The organism is Vibrio plantisponsor (assembly GCF_013041605.1).
Classification (GTDB): Bacteria; Pseudomonadota; Gammaproteobacteria; order Enterobacterales; family Vibrionaceae; genus Vibrio; species Vibrio plantisponsor.
The window spans coordinates 20,567-43,127 of sequence record NZ_JABEQC010000019.1; the positions used below are offsets into that span (position 1 = coordinate 20,567).

19 protein-coding genes and 1 pseudogene are annotated in these 22,561 nt (G+C 44.6%); 2 read left to right on the forward strand and 18 right to left on the reverse strand.

Annotation, left to right across the window (positions count from 1 at the left end; all coding sequences use genetic code 11):
- Positions 1–19 precede the first annotated feature (19 nt).
- The 6 genes and pseudogenes from purD to HKI82_RS19160 form a co-directional block, all read right to left on the reverse strand.
- Positions 20–1,315 (reverse strand): phosphoribosylamine--glycine ligase, encoded by a 1,296-nt coding sequence (purD, locus tag HKI82_RS19140; protein WP_171138893.1) that lies wholly within the window; start codon positions 1,313–1,315, stop codon positions 20–22.
- Positions 1,316–1,332: 17 nt separating this feature from the next.
- Positions 1,333–2,925 carry a bifunctional phosphoribosylaminoimidazolecarboxamide formyltransferase/IMP cyclohydrolase gene (purH, locus tag HKI82_RS19145; RefSeq protein ID WP_171138894.1) on the reverse strand — a complete coding sequence of 531 codons (1,593 nt, stop codon included), beginning with the start codon at positions 2,923–2,925 and terminating at the stop codon, positions 1,333–1,335.
- 137 nt (positions 2,926–3,062) lie between these two features.
- Positions 3,063–3,176, reverse strand: a pseudogene (locus tag HKI82_RS20550) (phosphoribosylamine--glycine ligase); the annotation flags it as partial.
- An 86-nt stretch (positions 3,177–3,262) separates the two neighbouring features.
- Positions 3,263–4,156 (reverse strand): ROK family protein, encoded by an 894-nt coding sequence (locus HKI82_RS19150; RefSeq protein WP_171138895.1) that lies wholly within the window; start codon positions 4,154–4,156, stop codon positions 3,263–3,265.
- 47 nt (positions 4,157–4,203) lie between these two features.
- On the reverse strand, positions 4,204–5,403 hold the full coding sequence (gene manA, locus HKI82_RS19155; RefSeq protein WP_102941592.1) for a mannose-6-phosphate isomerase, class I: 1,200 nt from the start codon (positions 5,401–5,403) through the stop codon (positions 4,204–4,206).
- 123 nt (positions 5,404–5,526) lie between these two features.
- On the reverse strand, positions 5,527–7,422 hold the full coding sequence (locus tag HKI82_RS19160; RefSeq protein WP_171138896.1) for a PTS fructose transporter subunit IIABC: 1,896 nt from the start codon (positions 7,420–7,422) through the stop codon (positions 5,527–5,529).
- Positions 7,423–7,705: 283 nt separating this feature from the next.
- On the opposite strand from HKI82_RS19160, the gene HKI82_RS19165 reads away from it, so the two are divergent.
- Positions 7,706–8,554, forward strand: coding sequence for a helix-turn-helix transcriptional regulator (locus HKI82_RS19165; protein WP_102941594.1), 849 nt, complete (start codon positions 7,706–7,708; stop codon positions 8,552–8,554).
- 31 nt (positions 8,555–8,585) lie between these two features.
- Here HKI82_RS19165 and HKI82_RS19170 read toward each other — a convergent pair whose 3' ends face one another.
- The 9 genes from HKI82_RS19170 to aroQ form a co-directional block, all read right to left on the reverse strand.
- Positions 8,586–9,380, reverse strand: coding sequence for a PTS sugar transporter subunit IIA (locus HKI82_RS19170; protein WP_240956759.1), 795 nt, complete (start codon positions 9,378–9,380; stop codon positions 8,586–8,588).
- Positions 9,362–9,667: a PTS fructose transporter subunit IIB gene (locus HKI82_RS19175; protein WP_171138897.1), complete on the reverse strand. Its 306-nt coding sequence runs from the start codon at positions 9,665–9,667 to the stop codon at positions 9,362–9,364. Before HKI82_RS19175 ends, HKI82_RS19170 begins: the two co-directional genes overlap by 19 nt.
- Before the next feature lie 96 nt (positions 9,668–9,763).
- Complete coding sequence (locus tag HKI82_RS19180) at positions 9,764–11,404, reverse strand: methyl-accepting chemotaxis protein (RefSeq protein ID WP_171138898.1); 1,641 nt, start codon at positions 11,402–11,404, stop codon at positions 9,764–9,766.
- Positions 11,405–11,681: 277 nt separating this feature from the next.
- Entirely contained in the window at positions 11,682–11,978 is a 297-nt protein-coding gene (gene fis / locus HKI82_RS19185; protein ID WP_000462885.1) for a DNA-binding transcriptional regulator Fis, read from the reverse strand.
- A gap of 23 nt (positions 11,979–12,001) precedes the next feature.
- Positions 12,002–12,970: a tRNA dihydrouridine synthase DusB gene (gene dusB, locus HKI82_RS19190; protein WP_171138908.1), complete on the reverse strand. Its 969-nt coding sequence runs from the start codon at positions 12,968–12,970 to the stop codon at positions 12,002–12,004.
- A 139-nt stretch (positions 12,971–13,109) separates the two neighbouring features.
- On the reverse strand, positions 13,110–13,997 hold the full coding sequence (gene prmA / locus HKI82_RS19195; RefSeq protein ID WP_042489909.1) for a 50S ribosomal protein L11 methyltransferase: 888 nt from the start codon (positions 13,995–13,997) through the stop codon (positions 13,110–13,112).
- A gap of 166 nt (positions 13,998–14,163) precedes the next feature.
- On the reverse strand, positions 14,164–15,513 hold the full coding sequence (gene accC, locus HKI82_RS19200; RefSeq protein ID WP_042489912.1) for an acetyl-CoA carboxylase biotin carboxylase subunit: 1,350 nt from the start codon (positions 15,511–15,513) through the stop codon (positions 14,164–14,166).
- Between the two features lie 14 nt (positions 15,514–15,527).
- Positions 15,528–16,004, reverse strand: a complete 477-nt coding sequence (accB, locus tag HKI82_RS19205; protein ID WP_171138899.1) for an acetyl-CoA carboxylase biotin carboxyl carrier protein — start codon at positions 16,002–16,004, stop codon at positions 15,528–15,530.
- Positions 16,005–16,065: 61 nt separating this feature from the next.
- Entirely contained in the window at positions 16,066–16,515 is a 450-nt protein-coding gene (gene aroQ / locus HKI82_RS19210) for a type II 3-dehydroquinate dehydratase (RefSeq protein WP_102941600.1), read from the reverse strand.
- A 442-nt stretch (positions 16,516–16,957) separates the two neighbouring features.
- On the opposite strand from aroQ, the gene HKI82_RS19215 reads away from it, so the two are divergent.
- The gene (locus tag HKI82_RS19215) at positions 16,958–17,758 is read left to right on the forward strand and encodes a hypothetical protein (protein ID WP_102941601.1); all 801 of its coding nucleotides are present in this window, start codon (positions 16,958–16,960) and stop codon (positions 17,756–17,758) included.
- Positions 17,759–17,861: 103 nt separating this feature from the next.
- On the opposite strand, the gene acs is transcribed toward HKI82_RS19215, so the two are convergent.
- From acs to HKI82_RS19230, 3 genes are all read right to left on the reverse strand, one after another.
- Positions 17,862–19,811: an acetate--CoA ligase gene (gene acs / locus HKI82_RS19220; RefSeq protein WP_042489921.1), complete on the reverse strand. Its 1,950-nt coding sequence runs from the start codon at positions 19,809–19,811 to the stop codon at positions 17,862–17,864.
- A gap of 208 nt (positions 19,812–20,019) precedes the next feature.
- Positions 20,020–20,649: a 3'-5' exonuclease gene (locus tag HKI82_RS19225; protein WP_102941602.1), complete on the reverse strand. Its 630-nt coding sequence runs from the start codon at positions 20,647–20,649 to the stop codon at positions 20,020–20,022.
- A gap of 27 nt (positions 20,650–20,676) precedes the next feature.
- Positions 20,677–22,515 (reverse strand): DUF294 nucleotidyltransferase-like domain-containing protein, encoded by a 1,839-nt coding sequence (locus HKI82_RS19230; RefSeq protein ID WP_171138900.1) that lies wholly within the window; start codon positions 22,513–22,515, stop codon positions 20,677–20,679.
- Between the last annotated feature and the right edge of the window lie 46 nt (positions 22,516–22,561).

Genomic DNA, 22,561 nt, shown 5'->3' on the forward strand with positions numbered 1-22,561 from the left:
ATCTTACTTGCTTTAGCTATTACTTATCAGCTTGTTGCTCGCGCGCGATAGCACGGTAGCCGATGTCATTACGGTAGAACACACCGTCCCACTGAATTTGTTTTGTTAGCTCATAAGCACGTTGTTGTGCTTCTGATACTGTGTTGCCTAGTGCCGTTGCACAAAGAACACGACCGCCGTTAGTCACAACATTGCCGTCTTTGTCAGTAGTTCCTGCATGGAAAACTTTTTGGCCTTCAACTTCAACGGTTGGTAAGCCAGAAATCACATCACCTTTGTTGTAATCGCCAGGGTAGCCACCCGCAGCAAGTACAATACCGATAGAAGCGCGTGGATCCCACTTAGATTCCATTTGGTCTAACTTGCCATCAATAGCGGCCAGACAAAGTTCAACTAGGTCTGATTGCATACGCATCATGATAGGCTGAGTTTCTGGATCGCCGAAGCGGCAGTTGTATTCGATAACTTTAGGTGTACCCGCTTTGTCAATCATAAGGCCAGCATACAAGAAACCTGTGTATGGATTACCTTCTGCAGCCATACCGCGTACTGTTGGGTAAATCACTTCCTGCATGATACGGTCATGAATTTCTTGAGTAACCACTGGAGCTGGAGAATAAGCGCCCATACCACCAGTGTTAGGGCCTGTATCTTTGTCGCCTACACGTTTATGGTCTTGGCTGGTGGCCATAGGTAACACGTTAACGCCATCAACCATTACGATGAAGCTTGCTTCTTCACCATCAAGGAACTCTTCCACAACAACACGGCTGCCAGCATCACCGAATGCATTGCCAGCGAGCATATCTTTAATCGCATCTTCTGCTTCTTCCAGCGTCATAGCGACAATCACGCCTTTACCAGCTGCAAGGCCATCTGCTTTAACAACGATAGGTGCACCTTGTTCACGAACGTAAGCCAATGCTGGCTCAATTTCCGTGAAGTTTGCGTATGCCGCTGTTGGGATGTTGTGGCGAGCTAGGAAGTCCTTCGTGAACGCTTTTGAACCTTCTAGCTGAGCAGCGGCTTGTGTTGGGCCAAAAATTGGTAAGCCTGCTGCACGAAAAGCATCAACCACACCGATAACGAGTGGCGCTTCTGGGCCAACAATCGTTAAATCAATGGCGTTTTCTTTTGCGAATGCCACTAAACCAGCAACATCTTCTACCTGAATCGCTACATTTTTCAGTTTAGGTTCAAGCGCTGTACCAGCATTACCCGGTGCGATAAAGATGTTCTTAACGTTCGGATTTTGGGCAACTTTCCAACCAAGCGCATGTTCACGGCCGCCGGAACCAATAATTAATACATTCATTCTTTAAAACCCTTAAATTAGTGGCGGAAATGACGCATACCCGTAAAGATCATCGCCATGCCGTGTTCATCTGCTGCTGCGATAACTTCGTCATCGCGCATTGAGCCACCTGGTTGAATTACGCACTTAATGCCTGCTTCTGCGGCTGCATCAATACCATCGCGGAATGGGAAGAATGCGTCAGAAGCCATTACGCTACCTGCAACTTCAAGACCTTCGTCTGCCGCCTTGATGCCTGCAATTTTAGCTGAGTATACGCGGCTCATTTGGCCTGCGCCGACACCAATTGTCATATCGCCTTTTGCGTAAACAATCGCGTTTGATTTCACGTATTTTGCGACTTTCCAGCAGAATAGGGCATCTTTCAGCTCTTCTTCAGTTGGTTGACGTTTAGAAACCACTTTCAGGTCATCAAGTGAAACCATGCCTTGGTCGCGATCTTGCACAAGAAGGCCGCCGTTAACGCGTTTAATATCAAAGCCAGTTGTTTTCGTTGACCATTCACCACACTCAAGTAGACGAACGTTTTTCTTCGCTGCGACAACTTCAATCGCTTCAGCAGAAACTTTTGGTGCGATGATCACTTCAACGAATTGACGTTCAACGATAGCGGAAGCTGTTGCTGCATCTAACTCTTGGTTGAACGCGATGATGCCGCCGAATGCTGACGTTGGGTCAGTTTGGTAAGCGCGGTTGTAGGCTTCTAGAATATCTTTACCTAGTGCAACACCACATGGATTGGCGTGTTTTACGATCACACATGCTGGTTCAGCGAACTCTTTAACACACTCTAGCGCAGCATCTGTATCTGCGATGTTGTTGTAAGAAAGCGCTTTACCTTGAATTTGCTTAGCTGTCGAAACAGACGCTTCTTGCGGATTCGCTTCAACATAGAAAGCCGCTGCTTGATGGCTGTTTTCACCATAGCGCATGTCTTGTTTCTTTTCGAACTGCATGTTGAATGTGCGAGGGAATTTACTCTCTTCATCACCTTCTTTGTTCTCACCGTAAGATGGAACCATAGTGCCGAAGTAGTTAGCGATCATGCCGTCGTATGCCGCTGTGTGCTCGAATGCTGCGATAGCGAGGTCAAAACGAGTAGCAAGAGTCAGAGATTTTTCGTTCTCATCCATTTCAGCAATAACGCGGTCGTAATCTGAAGCATTAACTACGATAGTCACATCTTTATGGTTTTTCGCTGCAGAACGAACCATTGTTGGACCACCGATATCGATGTTTTCAACAGCATCTTCCAGCGTACAACCTTCTTTCGCGACTGTTTCAGCAAACGGGTAAAGGTTAACAACCACCATATCGATAGGGTTGATGCCATGAGTAGCCATGATTTCATCATCTTGGCCGCGACGGCCTAATACGCCACCATGAACTTTCGGGTGTAGCGTTTTTACACGTCCGTCCATCATTTCCGGGAAACCGGTGTAGTCTGAAACTTCAGTTACCGCGATGCCTTTTTCTGCAAGCAGGCGAGCGGTACCGCCAGTAGATAGGATATCGACACCGCGCTGTGCTAGCGCTTGGGCGAACTCAACGATGCCAGTTTTATCTGAAACACTGATCAGTGCGCGGCGAATTGGACGAGCGTTACTCATGCTTCCATTTTCCTTTAATTCATGGAGTTGATACGAAAGGTGTTTGCCAAAACTGTTCATGGGCGATGGTAATTCATCACAGCTTGGTCAGTTTTGGTAAAGACCCTATATCTGTATCAATAGTATTCCAGATTTCGGATGGCGCGTATTCTAACCAATTTATTACAAAAGATCTCGCGCAATCGTTTGGCATGGGGAAAATAATATCTAAAAACAGGTTTTTCAAGAGAAAAAAGTAACGAAGAGGTAAATAAAGCAAGTTAAGCTTATGGTGTAAAAAGGCCAAGTATACGCGTAACTCGGCCTATAAAGACTTAAGGTTGGTTTGGAAGAGATTCTATAGTGCTAGCCAAGCCGCTCCGCGGATTCCACTGCTATCGCCGAATTTGGCTTGTTCGAAACGAATGTTCGCACTGTCAGAAAAAACATATTTAGAGGTTGCTTCTGGAAGATCCCGATACAAACTCATCACATTCGATAGCCCGCCGCCTAGAACGATAACATCAGGGTCTAACACATTTACAATAGCTGCAAAACTACGAGCCATTTGGTCAATGAGTGTGTTATAGCAAGTCACAGCGTTTGATTCTTCCTCTTCGTATCGCGCGATGATGTCTTCAGCGCTGATATTTTCTCCTGACAAAGATTTATAGCTGAGTTGTAAACCTGTACCTGAAATATATTGTTCTATGCAATTGCTCTTTCCGCAATAGCAGACTCGGGGTGGGCCATCCTGTTTTTCTGTATAGTGAGGAAGTGGGTTGTGTCCCCATTCGCCACTAACGGCGTTGGGGCCTACGAGCAGCTTTTGATTAACAACAATACCACCACCACAACCAGTTCCTAGAATTGCACCAAATACCACATTGCGATTTTTCCCAACTCCATCAACTGCTTCAGATAGAGTAAAACAGTTCGCATCATTAGCTAGATGCAGTGGCCTGCCTAGCTTATTTTGAAGGTCTCTTTTGAGATCTGTACCATTTAGGAAAGTGCAGTTCGAATTTTTAATTAGTCCCGTCGCTGGACTAATTGCTCCTGGTAAGCCTATGCCGATAGAGGTGGATGTTGCAGTGCTGTTTTCAGCGATTGATATCAGGTCAACAATAGCTTCTAAAAATCGCTCGTAATTGCTTGGTGTGGGGACTCTTTTGGTAAAAATAGTTGTGCCTTTGTGGTCAAGAACACAAACTTCTGTTTTTGTTCCACCAATATCAAAACCAATTCTCATTCTAGATCCTTCTAGTATAAATAAGGCCTGTATAACAGGCCCTTTTCTTAGTTGTATGCTCTAGCCACACGACCTAAAGAGTGTAGTTTGTAATTTCCTGTATATGCAGGAACAAACACTGACTGACCTTTAGATATGGTTATTGTTGCCCCATCGTTACTTTCCAATGTTAAATCTGAGTCTAAAGGCATTAGTACTTCGGCACTATCAATGGAAACTTGAACGTTGTCTGGCTGTGGGAAAATCGCAAACTTAAAATCTGGTACAGGAACAGGGAACAACAAAATATGGTCTTGTTCTACTGGCTCGAGTAACAGTGTGCTTGCTGGTTTTTCTGCAAACTTAGTGCATTTTGCCAACTCTGGTACGTCCATATATTTTGGTGTTAAACCCGCGCGTAACACGTTGTCTGAGTTAGCCATAATCTCAAGCCCAGTGCCTTTTAGATAAGCATGAGGAGTACGAGCATCCAGATACATGGCCTCGCCAGGTTGAAGTGTCAGTACATTGAGCATCAGAGGCGCAAATAGCCCAATATCGTCAGGGTATTGCTCAGCAAGCTCAAGGATTAATGCAAACAATGGCTCACTAGCGTTGGATTTTGCATGTGCTAATAGTGCGTCGACTGCGGAAGTTTTGACTGCACCTTGTAAAGAGAGCAATTGCGTAAAGAATGCTTCTAAACCTGCTTCATTTTGTGCTTGCTTAAATTCTGAAATCAGTGAATTTAGATCTTCAATTTTTAACGCTTCGAAATTGTCTAAAATTTCACTCAGAGAACGAAAGCCGTTCATTGCTTGGTAAGGTGTTAACGCATAAACCAGCTCAGGTTTATGGTTTGGATCTCGATAGTTTCTGTTCGCTGCGTTAGGTGCAATACCTGCTAGGTTTTCTTTCTCATAGCCAATTTCAGCTTCTTCTTTACTTGGGTGCACTTGGATTGACAGTGCCTGTGCAGCCGCTAGCACTTTGAATAAATAAGGCAACTCGCCAAACTGTTTGACGGTTCTAGCTGAAAGAATGGCGTCTTTATCTTTTGCAATGAATTCACTAAGAAGAATTGACTGTCCGTCGTGTTCAACTTCAGAGCAACCGTTAGGGTGAGCCCCCATCCAGATTTCTGCTTGGGGTTCCGATTTCGGATTGGGGATATCAAATAGTTTATTGACAGAATCCACACTTCCCCATGGATAGGTCTGGATTTTATTTTTCATTACAAAAAATGGAGTACTAGCGATCTTACTCATGATTTTATTTCCAAATTAAAAAACTCCTGCATTAAAGCAGGAGTACAACAAAAGCTAAAGGTTAGGAGCATGATTGTTGTCAAAGTTCCGCCCATTAAGTGAATCATGGGCGGAAAGGCTTAATTAAGCTGCAGCTTGTTGTAACTTTGCCTGACGCATTTTTTTCAGACTAATACATACAACTGCGGTAACCACGGAGCCTGCGATCATACAAACTAATGCAAGTAGTGGTTTGTTCATTGCACCAAGTAGAGCAACGACAGGACCACCGTGTGCCACGCTGTTGGTGATACCGAAAGAGAACGCCATAACAGCGGCAACCATTGAACCCAATACGTTGGCTGGAATCACTGACATAGGGTCTTGCGCTGCAAATGGAATAGCACCTTCAGAAATACCCACTAAGCCCATAGCGCCTGCTGCTTTACCTGCTTCTATTTCTGAATCTTCAAATAGGCTAAGTTTACGGCCAATGAAGGTTGCCAAACCCATACCCAGAGGCGCGACTGGAATTGCACATGCCATTGCGCCCATAAACTGAGTTTGACCACTAGCAATCATGCCAACTGAGAACAAGAAGGCTACTTTGTTGAATGGACCCCCCATATCGAAGCCAGCCATACCACCCAATACAATACCAAGTAGTACCAAGTTACCTGTACTCATAGACGTTAATAGCGCGGTTAGGCTATCCATCAAACTTGCGATTGGTGCACCGATAACAAAGATAAATAAGCTAGAGATAAATAGCGAACCGACAATTGGTGCAATCATAATTGGCACAAGTGGTTGAATGAACTTGTGGTAATTGATGCTTGTTAGCCACTTAACGAAGTAACCAACCAGTAAGCCAGCGATAATCGCACCAATGAAACCTGTACCCGCTTCTGCACCATAGAAAGATCCATTGTTCGCGATCCAACCACCAATTAACCCCGGCGCTAACCCTGGGCGGTCAGCAATCGCGTAAGCGATATAGCCCGCCAGAATTGGAATCATCAGTGTGAAAGATACCACGCCAACATCGAGTACTTTGTTCCACAAACTTCCCGGTGGAATTGCCATACCTGCTTCAGTTGGTTGACCACCAATCGCTAATGCCAATGCGATTAAAAGACCGCCGGTGACAACGAATGGGATCATATGAGATACACCATTCATTAGGTAGCGATACAAATCATTACGCTTGCTTGATGAAGCGCTGGTGGTGCTTTGGCTTGCTTTCGCATCACTCTGATAGACGCTTGCATTCAGAGCGCGATTAATTAAATTCTTCGCATCACGAATGGGTTCTTTCACGCCAGTTTCAATCAGTTTTTTACCTGCAAAACGCGCCATGTCGACTTGTTTATCACTAGCGATAATGATGGCGTCTGCTTTGGCAATGTCATCAGCGGTTGGGCTATTTTTCACACCGATTGAACCATTGGTTTCCACTTTGATGCGGTAGCCCATTTCTGCTGCGGCATTTTCAAGTGACTCTGCTGCTAAATAGGTATGCGCTACGCCAGTAGGGCAACCTGTCACGCCAATTAAAAATCCTTTATCGCCAGTGGTGGTCGCTTTTTCTTTTGCTTTGACCAGTAAAAGATCAAGAGCTTGTTTTTCCGTTTTTGCAGCTAAAAAGTTGTCAATAAAGCCAGGTTCAATCAGCTTTGAAGAGAGTTCTGCAAGAACTTCAATATGATGATTAGAGCCACCGTCAGGTGAGGCAATCATGAAGAATAGCTTGGATGGTTGACCATCATCAGCGCCATAGTCGATCCCGTTTCTGCTGATACCGATAGCAACCGCTGGTGACTGTACCGCGATGCTTTTCGCGTGAGGTATCGCTACGCCGTCGTCAAACCCAGTATTGCCAAGTTCCTCCCTAGCGTAGATGTCTTGCAAGAATTGTTGTTTGTCACTTAGGCGACCGTCTTGTTCAAGTATATCGACCAGTTCTTCTAGTACACCGGATTTATCGCTTGCTTTGAGGTTGAGTAGTATCAACCTCTCATTGATGAGTTCTGTGATCATTTTCGTTCCCTACGTTATTGCTATTGTTGGCTTAATTGTGGTCCTAACGCGGAAATTAGAGTAGAGCACTGAGGATACATTTACTGGATTATTGTAACCTAGTGATTCAAACGTGATCGTAGTCGATTATTTCTAATGACAGTTGTTTTCACGGTTTCTTTATTTAATTTATTAAAATTCAATAGTTTATTTTTTAAATTGCAACTTTTGATGTAGGTGATTATTCCTCGACTATTAGATAAGATGAAATGCATTGGATTTACGATACGTAGGTTGGAATAGAGTGAGTCAAGTTTTTAGTAGCATTATTGAAGCGATTGTTGATGAACGAGACAGCTGCCAGAGAATTTGGTTTGCCGGCGATAAGCAGACGCCACCACCTTTCTGTTATCAGGTGAACTTTCCTCGAGTCGAACTGGTATTGAAAGGGAGCTATCGAAATCAGATTGAGGATGCAGAGCAGGGGATCACCACTGTCGATATCTTGGCTGGCGATGCGTTATATATTCCGCCCAACTGCTGGAACAAGCCTGAGTGGGGGGAAGATTGCTCGGTACTGAGTCTACTGTTTGGTCGTCGGCAACTGGGGTTTAGTTTTGTTGCCAAGAGAAAAGGCGAGAGTGGTTTTTATGATGTGCAGAAACACAGTATCCCAACCAGAACCGGATTTGCGATTGATAACATCCTAGAAAGCCTTAACGCGTTAGCGACGGAAGTGAAAAAGAGTCCGGTGGATGAGCATTTGTTGTGTGCGTTATTAACCTACACTCTCGGCATTTTGGAGCTGCCAGTTCAATCATCGAAGAAGCGCAGCGAAGATGTGTATCAAGGCATCTGTATTTATATTCAGGAAAACTTTCATCGCTCGATCACTCGTGACAGCATTGCAGCTAGATTTAATATTTCTCCTAATCATCTTTCACGCCTATTTCGTCAACAAGGGCATATGACTCTCGCGGATTACATCACATGGGTGAGAATGGAGCGGGCGAAGTTTATGTTGAAAAAGTATCGTTTCAGGTTGTCAGAGGTTGCGATTCGCTGTGGTTTTCAAGATGTAAATTATTTCTTCCGCGTATTTAAAACTCGTACAGGAATGACGCCTTCTCAGTATCGCTCGCGGATACAGTAAGTAGTCCCTGTGACTTTTATAGATCAACGGCTTATGGGTCAATATGTGCCATGACGTGGAGCAGAATACCCTTGATGGTCTCTTCTCTGTCAGCATCCTTTACAAAGCGATGAGTTTTTTGGTTAATTAACCAGCGAGTTAAACGAGTGGCAGCAATGATGTACTCTTTCTTGAGCGTTTTGGGAAGCAGCAGTGCAACGATAAAAAGCACATCTTCTTGTGATGAGTTCCAGTCTAAAGGCGATTCTAACGATTGAATAATAAACGTGGGTTGCTGAACAAATTCGCTGACAACATGTGGGATGGCGATACCACCTGGAATGGCTGTCGACGAGATAGCTTCTCTATCGGCGAGTTGTTGGTGAATGGCGTGTTCGTTTTGACTTGAAGCCAATTGAGCCAAAGTAGCAAGTGCTTCATTTTTATCTGGGTAGTGTGCTTTTCGCACATAACGCCATTGATAACTGAATGGCAGCTTGAATGAGCCATGGTGTGTAAATAACTGCTGCGCTTGGTAGTTTTGTTTGTGTGAGGTGGAAAGCAAGCTGGAGTGATCTCGGAGATATTCAGTGAGAACCATACAAGCTAGTTCTGAATCCAACCCCTCAATCGCTATTTGGCATACGTCATGGCGGCAACTTCCTAAGCTGAGAACGCCAAGGGGTTCATTCAAATTCGCTTGTTTACCACGGGTTATGTTATAGAGTACGAATAATGAGTGGAAATAGCCGGCGAGCTGTTTCAACTCATTTAGTTGCCATGCTGCAAATCGATTATCTTCAAGAACAAAAGTAATACGAGTCGTGATCATATCTGAGATAGACATTTATTCATGATTTCTTGCACATTGGTCAACACTTCTTCAATTGAGTAATGTAAGATTGTGCAGCCTTTGAAACGTTCTTTTTCTTCTATCTCGATGTCGGAAACGATCATTCTAATATCAGCAGATACTATTTCTCGAGGAGTTAGGGCGTTCTCTATACCCATCGCTCCTTGAGTTTCTACTTTTATCGAAACATTACGCTTGTGAGCTTCCTTCTGTAAAACATCTGCAGCCATATAGGTATGTGCAATGCCTGTTGGGCAGGCTGTTACAGCAACGATTTTCATCGCTATTAGTCTCCGTTGATAATGACACTCGCGGACGAGACTATAACATTATTTAGGTTTCTAATAGCTAACGCTTTCGGAAATATGGTTTATCGCCTAGACCTTAAACACAGAAAAGCTGTGAGTCAGACGTTGCCCGTTTTCTTGTAGCTGCTCGCTTGCTGCCGTGACTTGCTCTGCCTGAATGGCCGCTTGAGCACTGTGATCGGCTATCAGAGTGAGGTTACGGCTGATTTCATCTGTTGCCAAAGATTGCTGGGCACTCGCTTCGGCGATATGTTCATTCATTTGCAGGATTTGGCGAATCTGCTGATCAATATCATCCAATGCTTGTTGAGCTTTCTCTGCTTGCTCCTGAGTGCCTTTCGATTGTAGTTGAGTCTCGTCCATTGACGCACTCACTTGATGTGCTCGCTCTTGTAACCCTGCAATGATCTGTTCTATTTGTTGAGTGCTGCTCTGAGTACGGGTTGCCAGTGAACGCACTTCATCTGCAACTACCGCAAAACCTCTCCCTTGCTCGCCAGCACGTGCCGCTTCAATGGCTGCGTTGAGAGCTAACAGGTTAGTTTGTTCTGCTACGCCGTAGATCACCTCAAGTACCGCGCTTACTTGCTGAATCTCTTTGGCTAAGGCTTGGGTGTTGCTGTCGGTAGCGGTAAGTCTTTCTGACAGTGAATCCATATAAACAGATACTTGATTGATGACATCACGCCCTTGCTGACTCTTCTCATTAGCGGTTTGAGCTGCAATCGCCGCATTTTGTGCCGCGTTAGCCACTTCCTGATTGCTGGAGTGAAGCTGGTTCATGGCAGAAGCGACGGTATCCACCGATTGTTGTTGTTCCATTGCTTTACCTGCCGTATTTTGAGCAACATGAGTCAGCTCAAGTGCTGAACCGGTCACCCCATCCGTTACTGGCACGATATCCAGCACTATATGACGAAGCTTATGAGTAAATTGGTTGAAGGCTTGAGCGATACGCGACAGTTCGTCTTTGCCTGATGCATCAAGTTGTTTGGTAAGATCTCCTTCACCTTTAGCGATATCTTCCATAGCCTGCAATGTTGCAACACATGGTTTGGTAATACTTAAACCGATCAAATAAGCGAGAGTCAACATAGCTATCAGCACGATGGCTAAACCAGTAAATACACTTTGCAGACGTTGCCATACCAAAGCGTTTACATCATCAATATAAACCCCTGAACCGACAATCCAGCCCCACGGCTCAAACAACTTAACGTAAGAAACTTTTTCAACGTCAGTGTCTGAACCTGGTTTAGGCCACATGTAATAAACGGTTCCTTCGCCTTGCTCTTGTGCAATGTTCGCCATTTCGACAAATAAGGCTTTTCCTTGTGGATCTTTCACCGCAGAAAGGTTTTTTCCATCAAGTTGAGGTTTAAATGGGTGCATGATCATTGTCGGAGTCAGATCATTCATCCAAAAGTAGTCCTCTTCTCCATAACGCAACTTGGCTACGGCTTGTTTGGCTTGGTCTTGAGCTTGTTGTTCACTCAAGGTTCCTTGATTCTGGAGTTGATAGAAGTAGTTGAGCAGAGAATGAGTGTTTTCAACCAAATGGCGAGTTTGTGTTTGTTTGGCTTTTATTAGGTCACTTTGATAATCCTGTACCATTACCATAAGCGGAAATAGAAGGAAAAGAGTGATCATCCCACTAAGCAGATATAAGCGAGCACGAATGCTGATTCGGCGTAAAGAGACAAAAATCATAAAGCCACTCCTTGTAATACGGCAATTCGGGCTAGCAAACTGAATATTGAGTTGTGTTGTTAACATTAATATAACAATGTGGCTTTTGATTTGTATATGAGACTAAAGGATAGAAAAGTAAAAACTGTCAGTGAGATCTAACAGTAATTAGTTGAAGTTTGACGTGAGTGTAGTGGACGGAATTGGTTGGCAGGACTAAGGTTCTGATCATGAGGTAATAAAAAAGCTCAACTATTTCTAGCTGAGCTTTTTAAATTCAATTAGTTAGCACATTCTATTAGTTCATGCCGTATTTTTTAAGTTTCTTACGAAGAGTGCCGCGGTTGATACCCATCATAGTTGCTGCGCGAGTTTGGTTACCGCGAGTGTACTGCATGATTGTGTCTAATAATGGCTGTTCAACTTCCGCTAGAACTAACTCGTATAGTTCTGTTACTTCTTGGCCATTTAACTGAGCAAGATAGTTTTTAAGAGATGCTTTAACGGAATCACGTAGTGGCTTTTGCGTGATTTGGTCTTGTGAAGTTACTGTAGTTACTGTTAAAGCTTCTGAAGTCAGATTTTGTTCGAACATATTCGGTCTAGCTCTTCTCTTAATTATGATGCAACGTTATCAAAATAACCTTCAAGCGCTTCCAATTGCAGCGATGCTGCCTCTATGGCGTTGAAGGTACGGCGAAACTCACTCGCTTCTTCATGTTCTTTTAAGTACCAACCCACGTGCTTACGCGCGATTCGTGGCCCTAAATACTCTCCATAGAAACCATGCAGAGCTGTCACATGACCAAGCATAATACTTTTCACTTCCCCAAGAGGAAGGTCGGGCATTGTGGTGCCGTTTTCCAAATAGTGTTGGATTTCCTGGAAAATCCACGGACGACCTTGGGCAGGGCGTCCAATCATTAAAGCGTCAGCGCCTGTGTACTCAAGCACATATTTGGCTTTCTCCGGAGAATCGATATCACCGTTAGCGATAACCGGAATGCTGATTGCCTCTTTCGCCGCTTTAATGCTGTCGTATTCGGCCTCACCTTTGTACATACAAGCTCGCGTTCTCCCGTGGAGTGCTAATGCCTGTATGCCGCAGTTTTCGGCTAATTGAGCGATGTAGACACAGTTTTTATTGTCTGTATCCCAGCCAGTACGGGTTTTGAGTGTCACAGGGACATTCACCGCATCTACCACCGTTTTTAAAATCTCTTCTATAAGATCAGGAAAACGAAGTAGTGCAGAGCCGGCTAGCTTCTTATTCACTTTTTTCGCTGGGCAGCCCATGTTGATGTCGATGATTTGCGCACCGTTTTCAACACTGAATTGAGCCGCATCAGCCATAAGCTGTGGATCACTTCCCGCAATTTGTACCGAACGAATGCCCGATTCGCCTTCATGTACCATACGGTTTTTTGATTTATCGGTATTCCACAGTGCAGGGTTGGAAGACATCATTTCACTGACGGCCATTCCTGCACCATATTGAAGACACAACTCACGAAAAGGTCTATCAGTGACACCTGCCATAGGGGCAACGATAAGATTGTTCTTAAGTTGATAATTTCCGATCTTCAAAACGTCTTCACAGCTTAGTACCAGCAAGGGCGCGCATTTTACGCATTTTTTTACTGCGTGAAAAGACTAATATTTGAGCATTTACAAATTGTTTTTGTAAATAGTCCAATTTTCAATCAATTAAGCAGATAACTTATCTTTAGCTTAATTTCTGTCCAGAGATTCTGCACCACTCATTGAGCTCCACAATAGGGTCAACTCGCAGTTCATCTCGGTAGTAGTTGGCTACGTCTTCGGCTTGAGTATCGAGCACGCCAGACATTGCTAACAGACCATTTGGTTTCATAAGCCCTTTGATAACACCAGAAAGTTCACGCAGTGGACCAGCAAGAATATTTGCCACGACAACGTCAGCTACTAGACCTTCTGGTTGGTCTTGAGGTAGATAGACTTCGATTTGGTCTTCAACGCCGTTACGACCTGCATTGTCTTTTGAAGCAAGCAGAGCTTGAGGGTCGATATCGATACCTATAACTTTTGCTGCGCCGAGTTTGATCGCTGCAATAGCTAGGATGCCTGAACCACAGCCGAAATCGATGACGGTTTTGCCGCTTAAATCGAGGGACTCAAGCCACTCAAGACACAGTGCTGTGGTTGGGTGAGTACCTGTACCGAATGCAAGACCCGGATCGAGCATCACGTTCACAGCACTTGGATCTGGAACATCACGCCAGCTTGGGCAAATCCATAAGCGTTCACCGAACTTCATTGGGTGGAAGTTATCCATCCATTCACGTTCCCAGTCTTTATCTTCAATCTGTTCAACTTTATGTGCAAAACCTTCAGGAAGAAGCTGGCTGTCGCGAATTTGGCTGATGATGAGTGCGGTATCAACTTCAGCGTCGTAGAGAGCTAATACGTCTGTATCACCCCATAAGCGAGTTTCACCCGGTAAAGGTTCGAATACAGGGGTATCTTTTGCATCTAGGAAAGTGACGGATAACGCGCCAGTCTCTTCCATTAGCATATCGCTAATTTGTTCGGCGTTTTCATTAGTCGCGTTAAGCTTAATTTGAATCCAAGGCATGTTATTGCTCTCTTCGTACTTTATGTTGGCGCAGAGTTTACTCTCGCACTGATGCTGCTGCAACTTTGTTCGTTAATGACAGCCATCACAAAAAGAAAAGCCACAAAAGAAAAAATCACAGAAATAAAAATGCCCACCGAAGTGGGCATTTCTTTCAATTTATCTATTAAGACTTATTCAAACCCAGTTTTTTCTCTAGGTAGTGAATGTTCGCGCCACCATGTTGGAAGTTCTCATCCTTCATGATTTCTTGTTGTAGAGGTACGTTTGTTTTAATGCCTTCTACAATCATTTCGTTCAGCGCGTTACGCATACGTGCGATCGCTACATCACGGTTCTCACCGAAAGTGATCAGCTTACCGATCATTGAATCGTAGTAAGGCGGAACTGTGTAACCAGAGTAGATGTGCGATTCCCAACGAACGCCCATACCACCCGGAGTGTGTAGACGAGTAATCTTACCTGGGCTTGGCAGGAAGCGTACTGGGTCTTCAGCGTTGATACGACACTCAACAGCATGGCCGCGGATCTTGATGTCACTTTGAGTAAATGACAGAGGCTGACCAGCTGCAATACGAAGTTGCTCTTTAATCAAGTCTACGCCAGTTACCATTTCGGTTACTGGGTGTTCAACCTGAATACGTGTGTTCATTTCGATGAAGTAGAACTCGCCATTTTCGTATAGGAATTCGAATGTACCTGCACCGCGGTAGCCGATCTCAATACACGCACGAGTACAACGTTCGCCGATGTACTTACGCATCTCTTCAGTGATACCTGGAGCTGGAGCTTCTTCAACAACTTTCTGGTGACGACGTTGCATTGAACAGTCACGCTCACCTAAGTGAATTGCGCCACCTTGGCCATCAGCAAGTACCTGAACTTCAACGTGACGAGGGTTTTCTAGGAATTTTTCCATGTAAACCATGTCGTTGTTGAAAGCTGCTTTTGCTTCTGCACGAGTCATGCTGATTGCGTTAACAAGTTCTGCTTCAGAGCGAACAACACGCATACCACGACCGCCGCCGCCGCCAGACGCTTTAATGATTACTGGGTAACCAATGCGTTTAGCATGAGCTTTGTTTTTCGCTTCGTCATTGTCCAGAGGACCGTCAGAACCCGGAACACAAGGTACGCCAGCTTTTTTCATTGAGTTGATTGCTGAAACTTTATCACCCATTAGACGAATGGTTTCTGCTCTAGGACCAACGAAAATAAAGCCGCTTTTTTCTACTTGTTCAGCAAAGTCTGCGTTCTCAGATAGGAAGCCGTATCCTGGGTGAATCGCAACAGCACCTGTCACTTCTGCAGCAGAAATGATGCGTGGAATGTTTAGGTAACTTTCCATGCTTGATGCTGGACCGATACAGATAGACTCATCTGCTAGCAATACATGTTTTAGATCGCGGTCTGCTGTTGAGTGAACAGCAACCGTTTTGATCCCTAATTCTTTACATGCGCGAAGAATACGAAGTGCAATTTCACCTCGGTTCGCGATGACTACTTTATCTAACATAGAAAAGGCCTCTATTATTCGATAACAACAAGTGGTTGGTCGAATTCTACAGGCTGACCGTCTTCTAGTAGGATTGCAGTAACAACACCAGATTTGTCTGATTCGATTTGGTTCATCATTTTCATCGCTTCAACGATACATAGAGTATCACCAACAGACACTTTTTGACCCACTTCGATGAATGGTTTTGAATCTGGACTTGGTGAGCGGTAGAACGTACCAACCATTGGAGAAAGAACGCTATGACCTGCAGGTGCACTTGGCTCTGCAGATGCTGCAGATGCTGCAGGTGCAGCAGCTGCAGCAGCTGGTGCCGCTACAGGTGCAGGTGCAGCTACAGGAGCTGGTGCTGCCGCATAGTGAATTGGTGCTGGCGCAGGGACACCGTGGCGACTGATTCGTACCGACTCTTCGCCTTCAGAAATTTCTAGTTCAGCGATGCCTGATTCTTCAACTAACTCGATTAGCTTCTTGATTTTACGAATATCCATTGTTTCTTTTCTCTTTTATCTTGTTGAGTAAGACAGTTCGTTAGAACTGCAGAGTGTTTGGTTACTTTGCCTGCAAAGTTTTAATGGCAGCAGACAGAGCAAATTCATAACCTTGCGCACCTAAACCACAAATCACCCCTTGTGCTTTATCAGACAGGTAAGAGTGGTGGCGGAATGGCTCACGAGCATGCACGTTCGACAGGTGTACTTCGATAAACGGAATGGCAACGCCGAGCAAAGCATCACGAATAGCGACGCTGGTGTGCGTAAATGCTGCAGGGTTGATAATAATGAAATCCACATTTCCATGAGCTTGGTGAATTGCTTCAATAAGTTCATATTCGCGGTTGGATTGAAGATGTTCTAACTCAACACCTGCTTTTTCTGCATTTTCACGTAAGGTCGCGACAATGTGTTCTAAGGTGTTAGAACCATAGTGTGTCGGTTCACGTAAACCTAATAAGTTTAGGTTTGGACCGTTCAAGACAAGAATGCGTAATTTGGCAGCCATTGTGTCGCTATCTTCCTCTAATGTGGAGCGAATCGGAAATTCTCGGGAATCTTCTCGTATTCGACACTATTTTTTGTCAAAAATTCGTAGAGATTTTTAAATTGACCAAGATTATAGCCAATTCACAGCAAATGGCAGCAAATTACTGGTCTTATCACTTTTATTTAATATTTGAGTATAGATGAAATGGGAGGAATGGCACATTGTGAACCAATCCTTAAGCATTTCATTCTTTAGTGGGTAAGCCAATATCGGATTTCTCTGATAATTCAAAAAATTGTTGTTAATCTGATGTTCAAGACTCAATCAAAAACTATAGTTTATAAATTCGGCTTTAAAAAGTGTTGTTACACTCAGGTCAGAGGTCTATTAGAGGAGAGAATTTGATTGAAGGGGGCAGACTCCAGCATCAAGCATTTCTTCTCCATGAAGGTACTTAAAAATGAAAACAGCCCCATTTATATCGATAGCAACGTTAGTTTTCGCTAGTGCAGTGCATGCGGCGCCAAACTCGGATATTAAAGATAATGAATCTAAGTTAGCAGATGACCCAACCAAGGTAGTAACCAAAGTGGGTGTGTCTTATGCGAATAACTATGATTTCGATGACTCAAACGTATCTTTTTCTGGATCATTAGCGTTTGACCCTGCGAGAAAGATTAACGTTCGTCTTAATTCAGATGCGAGTGAATGGCGTGTAGGCGGCTCTTGGTTATTTCCAGTTGGTATCTTGAACTTCAACTTTGGTAAGAATGAGTACACTAACGGCGCCACACAAACTAACTACAGTGTGGGTACTTTTATTCCTCTGAGTTTATTTGGCATTGAACCTTTGGGGGTTCAGTTGTTCCCAATGGCGGGTTACACATACAACGATGGTGAGTCTCCAGCTTGTGATAACAATGCTGTTAGCGCATGTTCAGATGTAAACTTCGTAGGCACGCCAAGTGCTGAAAATGGCTTTTATATGGCGGACTCTGCAGGAAGCAGTGGCTATGTCGGCGCTTTTGGTTTGAAACCTTTGTCGCAAGAAGTGACTTTAATGGGCTTTGCTGCGGGTACTTATGGTTCAGAGAACAGCGAAGGTGAAAACTACAAAGGTTTCTTCCTTGGTGGTGGTGTGAGTTATTTGGCAAACAAGAACCACTCATTCAGTTTGATGACGTTTATGATGGACAACAATACTTACTTAGATGATCCAGATAAACGTGTGATTGCTTCTTACACTTATCAGTTCGATTAATTGCGAACTTGACGTTGCTGAGTTGAGATAAGAAAAAGCCCCAATCAAGTATTGGGGCTTTCTGCTTTTAGAGTTTCTTTGATTCCACGTAGAGAGCCTTCGATTATACGAGTTCAGCTTTCTCAGCGATGAGTTTATCCACTACGCTTGGATCCGCTAGGGTAGAAGTATCACCTAAGTTACCAGTATCACCAGTTGCAATCTTACGTAGAATACGACGCATGATTTTACCTGAACGTGTTTTAGGTAGAGCATCAGTCCAGTGCAGTACATCTGGCGTTGCGATCGGACCAATTTCTTTACGCACCCAGTCTTTCACTTCTTTGTGCAGTTCCGCCGTTGGATACACACCATCATTGAGCGTGATGTAAGCGTAAATTGCTTGGCCTTTAATGTCGTGAGGTACACCAACGACAGCCGCTTCAGCAATTTTCTCGAATGCAACCAGAGCAGATTCGATTTCCGCAGTACCCATACGGTGACCAGATACGTTGAGTACGTCATCGACACGACCAGTGATCCAGTAATAACCATCTTCATCGCGGCGAGCTCCGTCACCAGTAAAGTACATGCCTTTAAAGGTAGAGAAGTAAGTTTGCTCGAAGCGTTCGTGGTCACCATACACGGTGCGCATTTGACCCGGCCATGAGTCCAGAATGACTAGGTTACCTTCAGCCGCACCATCCACGATTTCACCCATGTTATCAACTAGCGCAGGTTGCACGCCAAAGAATGGACGAGTCGCTGAGCCCGGTTTCAAGTCTGTTGCGCCAGGAAGTGGCGTAATCAAAATACCGCCAGTTTCTGTCTGCCACCAAGTATCCACAATTGGAGATTTCTCGTTACCTATGGTCTTGTAGTACCACTCCCAAGCTTCTGGGTTAATTGGTTCACCTACTGAGCCCATGATGCGAAGGCTATTACGATGAGTGTCTTTTACCGCTTCATCGCCTTTTGCCATTAGAGCACGTATTGCCGTTGGTGCTGTGTAAAGGATATTGACCTGATGTTTGTCGACAACTTGGCTCATACGGTTTGTATCTGGGTAGTTTGGTACACCTTCAAACAGAATGGTTTTCGCGCCGTTCGCCAGTGGTCCGTAAATCAAATAAGTGTGACCAGTAATCCAGCCCACATCGGCAGTACACCAGAAAGTTTCACCTGGTTGGTAGTCGAACACGTATTTAAACGTCATGGTCGCGTAAACAAGGTAGCCACCCGTGGTGTGCAGTACGCCTTTAGGTTTACCTGTTGAACCTGAGGTGTAAAGGATGAATAGAGGATCCTCCGCTTTCATCTCTTCAGGAGGACAGTCAGCCGATACTTTTGCTGTTGCTTCATGCCACCAAACATCGCGATGCTCATGCCATGCTACATCACCACCAGTACGTTTAAACACAATAACTTTGCTGATGTTTTTGATTTCAGGGTTAGTCAGAGCTTCGTCGACGTTTTTCTTCAGAGGAACTGCGCGGCCACCGCGAACACCTTCATCGGCAGTGATGACCAGTTTCGCGTTTGAGTCAATAATGCGGCCTGACAGTGCTTCTGGAGAGAAGCCACCAAATACTACCGTATGCACGGCACCAATACGTGTACAAGCCAGCATTGCAATCGCGGCTTCTGGAACCATTGGCATGTATAGACACACCACATCGCCTTTGCGAACGCCTTGCTCTTTCATTGCGTTTGAGAAGCGACAAACTTGTTCATGCAACTGCTTAAAAGTAAGCGTCTTGTCTTCTTCAGGATTGTCGCCTTCCCAAATGATGGCAACGTCATCACCACGTTCAGCAAGATGACGGTCGATACAGTTAGCAGAAACGTTTAGTGTGCCGTCTTCAAACCAGCGAATGTCGACATGTCCAGTATCGAAAGAAGTCTGTTTTACTTTAGTGAATGGTTTAATCCAATCCACAATCTTACCGTGTTCGCTCCAGAACCCTTCAGGATCGGAAACTGATTGCTGGTACATGGCTAGGTAAGTGTCATTATCCGCATGCGTGTGAGATTTAATATTTTCTTTTACCGGATAAATGTGGGCTTCACTCATTACAAATTCTCCTTGTGAATACGGCGATTACCTTGATGGCGTTTAAAACACCCAGCAAGGAATATCGTTATAGCTATAACTCTTAGTCACAAGGGGAAGTTTCACAATTAGACTTTAGGATAAATGCGGTTTGTTTAAGGCGGAATAAAACGGATTTTTGTTTGATTAGGCGTTTGTTTGAAAAGGGAAATGACCCACAAATCAGACTTTAGTGATAGGACGAGGTGAAAGTCGGTAAGTCTCCATGAGTTAGGCGTACATAAACCAAAGCGGCTGAGATGGCATCTTGCAGTGCATCGTGTTTGTCTTGTTGTGGCAGACCGAGATGTTTGCAAATAGCATCCAAACTCAAATCGATATAAGCGTTAGGCAGATGGCGCTCAAGTTTATCGTGATAAATCTGACTGACTTCAATCAGTTCGTTTGGCAGCGGAAAACCAAGCTGTTTACGACAAGCAATATCCAAGATCTTTTTGTCATAACGAATGTGATAGCCAACCAGAGGGCGGTTACCAATAAAGGCGATGAGTTGAATGAGCGCTTCTTTTTCTGAAATACCGTCAATTAAGTCTTGATGACGCATACGGTGAATACGGACTGAATTGGAATCAAGAGACTGCGGTGCCCTTAGCCTCACTTCGAAAGGCTGGCTAGTGATAATGCGATTATCAATAATCTTGGTTGCCGCGATGGTCACCAGTTCCGCTCTGTTTGGGTCTAAGCTGGTGGTCTCACAGTCGAGCGAGACATACTCATTGCCACTGCTTGGTTCAAACAGTGACTGATAATGAGATCCTTTTAGCTTATGGTGCCAATAGCGGCGACTTATCCAATTCATAGTACTGCCCGTTTATCTCTGATATGCCTAGTCTCTGATTTGGTAATGATAGCCAAGCCACTGTTTAAATTTCTTCACGACGTGCAGACTGTGTCTCAGTAAGTCTCGCTCAGTACGGTCAAGCAAGTTTATGTCGATGTTGTTCGTGCCTTTTGTGTCTGCACCGACAGGATGGGCGAGTTGCTGCGCGAGACGTAATTTGAAAAACTGCTTCAGCGCTTCACTTAGGTTGTCGCCAGTTTGTTTTTCCAGTACGCGACGTTTTACCAGCTCGCCGATTCTGTCGAAGGTGTTATTTGCTTCAATCATGTGTTCTAAGCTCAAGGCACGAATGCCGTGAACGATAGGGAATATACCGCCTTGCTTGATATCCAAACCGGTTTTTGAATTCTTCACGTTCCCGAATAAAGTGAGCGGAACGGAAAAATTCAGCGCCGGACGGGTAAATTCGGTAAGAATCAGTTCCTGATCGGCCATCAGATGACTCAAATGTGACTTGATAGGAGCCAACAAAGATTTATTACCTGCAATCGCATGAGCATCAGCCATGATGGCAATATCCATCACTTGTTCAGGCTTAGCAGCATTGACCCAACTGCTGAGCATTTTTTTCCACTGTGACTGGCTTTTAACCCATTTAGGGTTGTTCACCATCACCTTGCCGGGACATAGAGGATAACCAAGCTGCAACAAGGTATGGGTTAGTTCATGCATGACGTTTTCACACTGATGCCATTCCAGTCCGTCTTTAATAATTAAAGCGTTGTCCTGATCGGTTTTGAGTATTTGTTCTCCGCGTCCTTCTGACCCTAATACGATGAAACAACAGTGATCATGCAGTGCTGGTGGCACCACGAGTTCAAACGCTTTCTCGATGATCTGCTCATTGACCGCAGAAATGAGCTCCATGATAAAACGGGTGCGGACGCCTCGGCTGAGCAAGCTTTCGATCAACTCGATTTGTTTATTGGATGCTAAGGCCAGTTCTTCAACGCTGGAGGCTCGCGCAATCGCCAGTGTCAGAACATGCGAGTGGGTAGAGAAGGTACTGAGGATCTGCGTCATATCCAGCATACCAATGGCATTGTTACCATCGCATACCATGACTCGTTTCACGCGGTTTCGCGTCATCATCACCATGGCATTAAACAGAAAATCCCCTTCATCGACATGCATGACAGGGAATGTCGCTATTTTACCTACGGGTGTATCAAGCGGATGGTTCTCCAGCATCACTGCATGCAGCATGTTAGTTCGGGTGACGATGGCATACGGATGATGAGTAGAGTCAATTAAGCGAATATCGGATTCAGCCAGCTCAACCAGTGCGGCATCGACACCGTTTTCTTTCATCTGCATGGTGACTGTTTTCAATGATTGCTCTGGAGTGACAATCATTGGTGGAGAATAAATGGAGTTGTCGACCTTGGTCAGGATGAATTCAGCGATGTTTTTCTGCTGCTGTGCAGCCTCAATCAGCTCTTGTCTTTTGGCCAAGTTGTTATCGAAGTAAGCGGCAAACTGCCCATTTTCAGAATAGAGAGAAAGAAAGATTTCTCTTGGGATCAGGTAAGACAGCGTATCTTCTAACGCAATGTACTGGTGGCGGGTATGTTCTTCAAATAAGGCGCGCACATCGAACATGTCGTCGTTAGCGTAATGAGCGAATATTTCTTTCCCCGTTGGCGAGCGCTCTTCGACCGTTCCTTTAATAAGGACGTGTAAATGAGTGCTGGTTTGGCCGCTTTTCAGCAGTGGGGCACCTTGCCGGTAATAGGCCACATCTAGTGATGCGCGAAGTTGTTTCTGTTGATCAGAGGTCAAACGATCAAAGGGTGGAGATTGCATGTTGAATTTATCAGGCATATACCCTTCCTACTTGAAGCTGCCGCTACATTCGCTGCGTTCATTT

Bases quoted from the DNA above. Each gene is read 5' to 3' on its own strand.
- HKI82_RS19180 (WP_171138898.1), bottom strand. From the start codon at position 11,404: ATGATTTTTGTCTCTTTACGCCGAATCAGCATTCGTGCTCGCTTATAT.
- HKI82_RS19230 (WP_171138900.1), bottom strand. From the start codon at position 22,515: ATGCCTGATAAATTCAACATGCAATCTCCACCCTTTGATCGTTTGACC.
- HKI82_RS19225 (WP_102941602.1), bottom strand. From the start codon at position 20,649: ATGAATTGGATAAGTCGCCGCTATTGGCACCATAAGCTAAAAGGATCT.
- acs (WP_042489921.1), bottom strand. From the start codon at position 19,811: ATGAGTGAAGCCCACATTTATCCGGTAAAAGAAAATATTAAATCTCAC.
- HKI82_RS19170 (WP_240956759.1), bottom strand. From the start codon at position 9,380: ATGTCTATCTCAGATATGATCACGACTCGTATTACTTTTGTTCTTGAA.
- HKI82_RS19150 (WP_171138895.1), bottom strand. From the start codon at position 4,156: ATGAGAATTGGTTTTGATATTGGTGGAACAAAAACAGAAGTTTGTGTT.
- manA (WP_102941592.1), bottom strand. From the start codon at position 5,403: ATGAGTAAGATCGCTAGTACTCCATTTTTTGTAATGAAAAATAAAATC.
- prmA (WP_042489909.1), bottom strand. From the start codon at position 13,997: ATGCCTTGGATTCAAATTAAGCTTAACGCGACTAATGAAAACGCCGAA.
- accB (WP_171138899.1), bottom strand. From the start codon at position 16,004: ATGGATATTCGTAAAATCAAGAAGCTAATCGAGTTAGTTGAAGAATCA.
- aroQ (WP_102941600.1), bottom strand. From the start codon at position 16,515: ATGGCTGCCAAATTACGCATTCTTGTCTTGAACGGTCCAAACCTAAAC.
- HKI82_RS19175 (WP_171138897.1), bottom strand. From the start codon at position 9,667: ATGAAAATCGTTGCTGTAACAGCCTGCCCAACAGGCATTGCACATACC.
- accC (WP_042489912.1), bottom strand. From the start codon at position 15,513: ATGTTAGATAAAGTAGTCATCGCGAACCGAGGTGAAATTGCACTTCGT.
- fis (WP_000462885.1), bottom strand. From the start codon at position 11,978: ATGTTCGAACAAAATCTGACTTCAGAAGCTTTAACAGTAACTACAGTA.
- HKI82_RS19215 (WP_102941601.1), top strand. From the start codon at position 16,958: ATGAAAACAGCCCCATTTATATCGATAGCAACGTTAGTTTTCGCTAGT.
- HKI82_RS19160 (WP_171138896.1), bottom strand. From the start codon at position 7,422: ATGATCACAGAACTCATCAATGAGAGGTTGATACTACTCAACCTCAAA.
- purH (WP_171138894.1), bottom strand. From the start codon at position 2,925: ATGAGTAACGCTCGTCCAATTCGCCGCGCACTGATCAGTGTTTCAGAT.
- purD (WP_171138893.1), bottom strand. From the start codon at position 1,315: ATGAATGTATTAATTATTGGTTCCGGCGGCCGTGAACATGCGCTTGGT.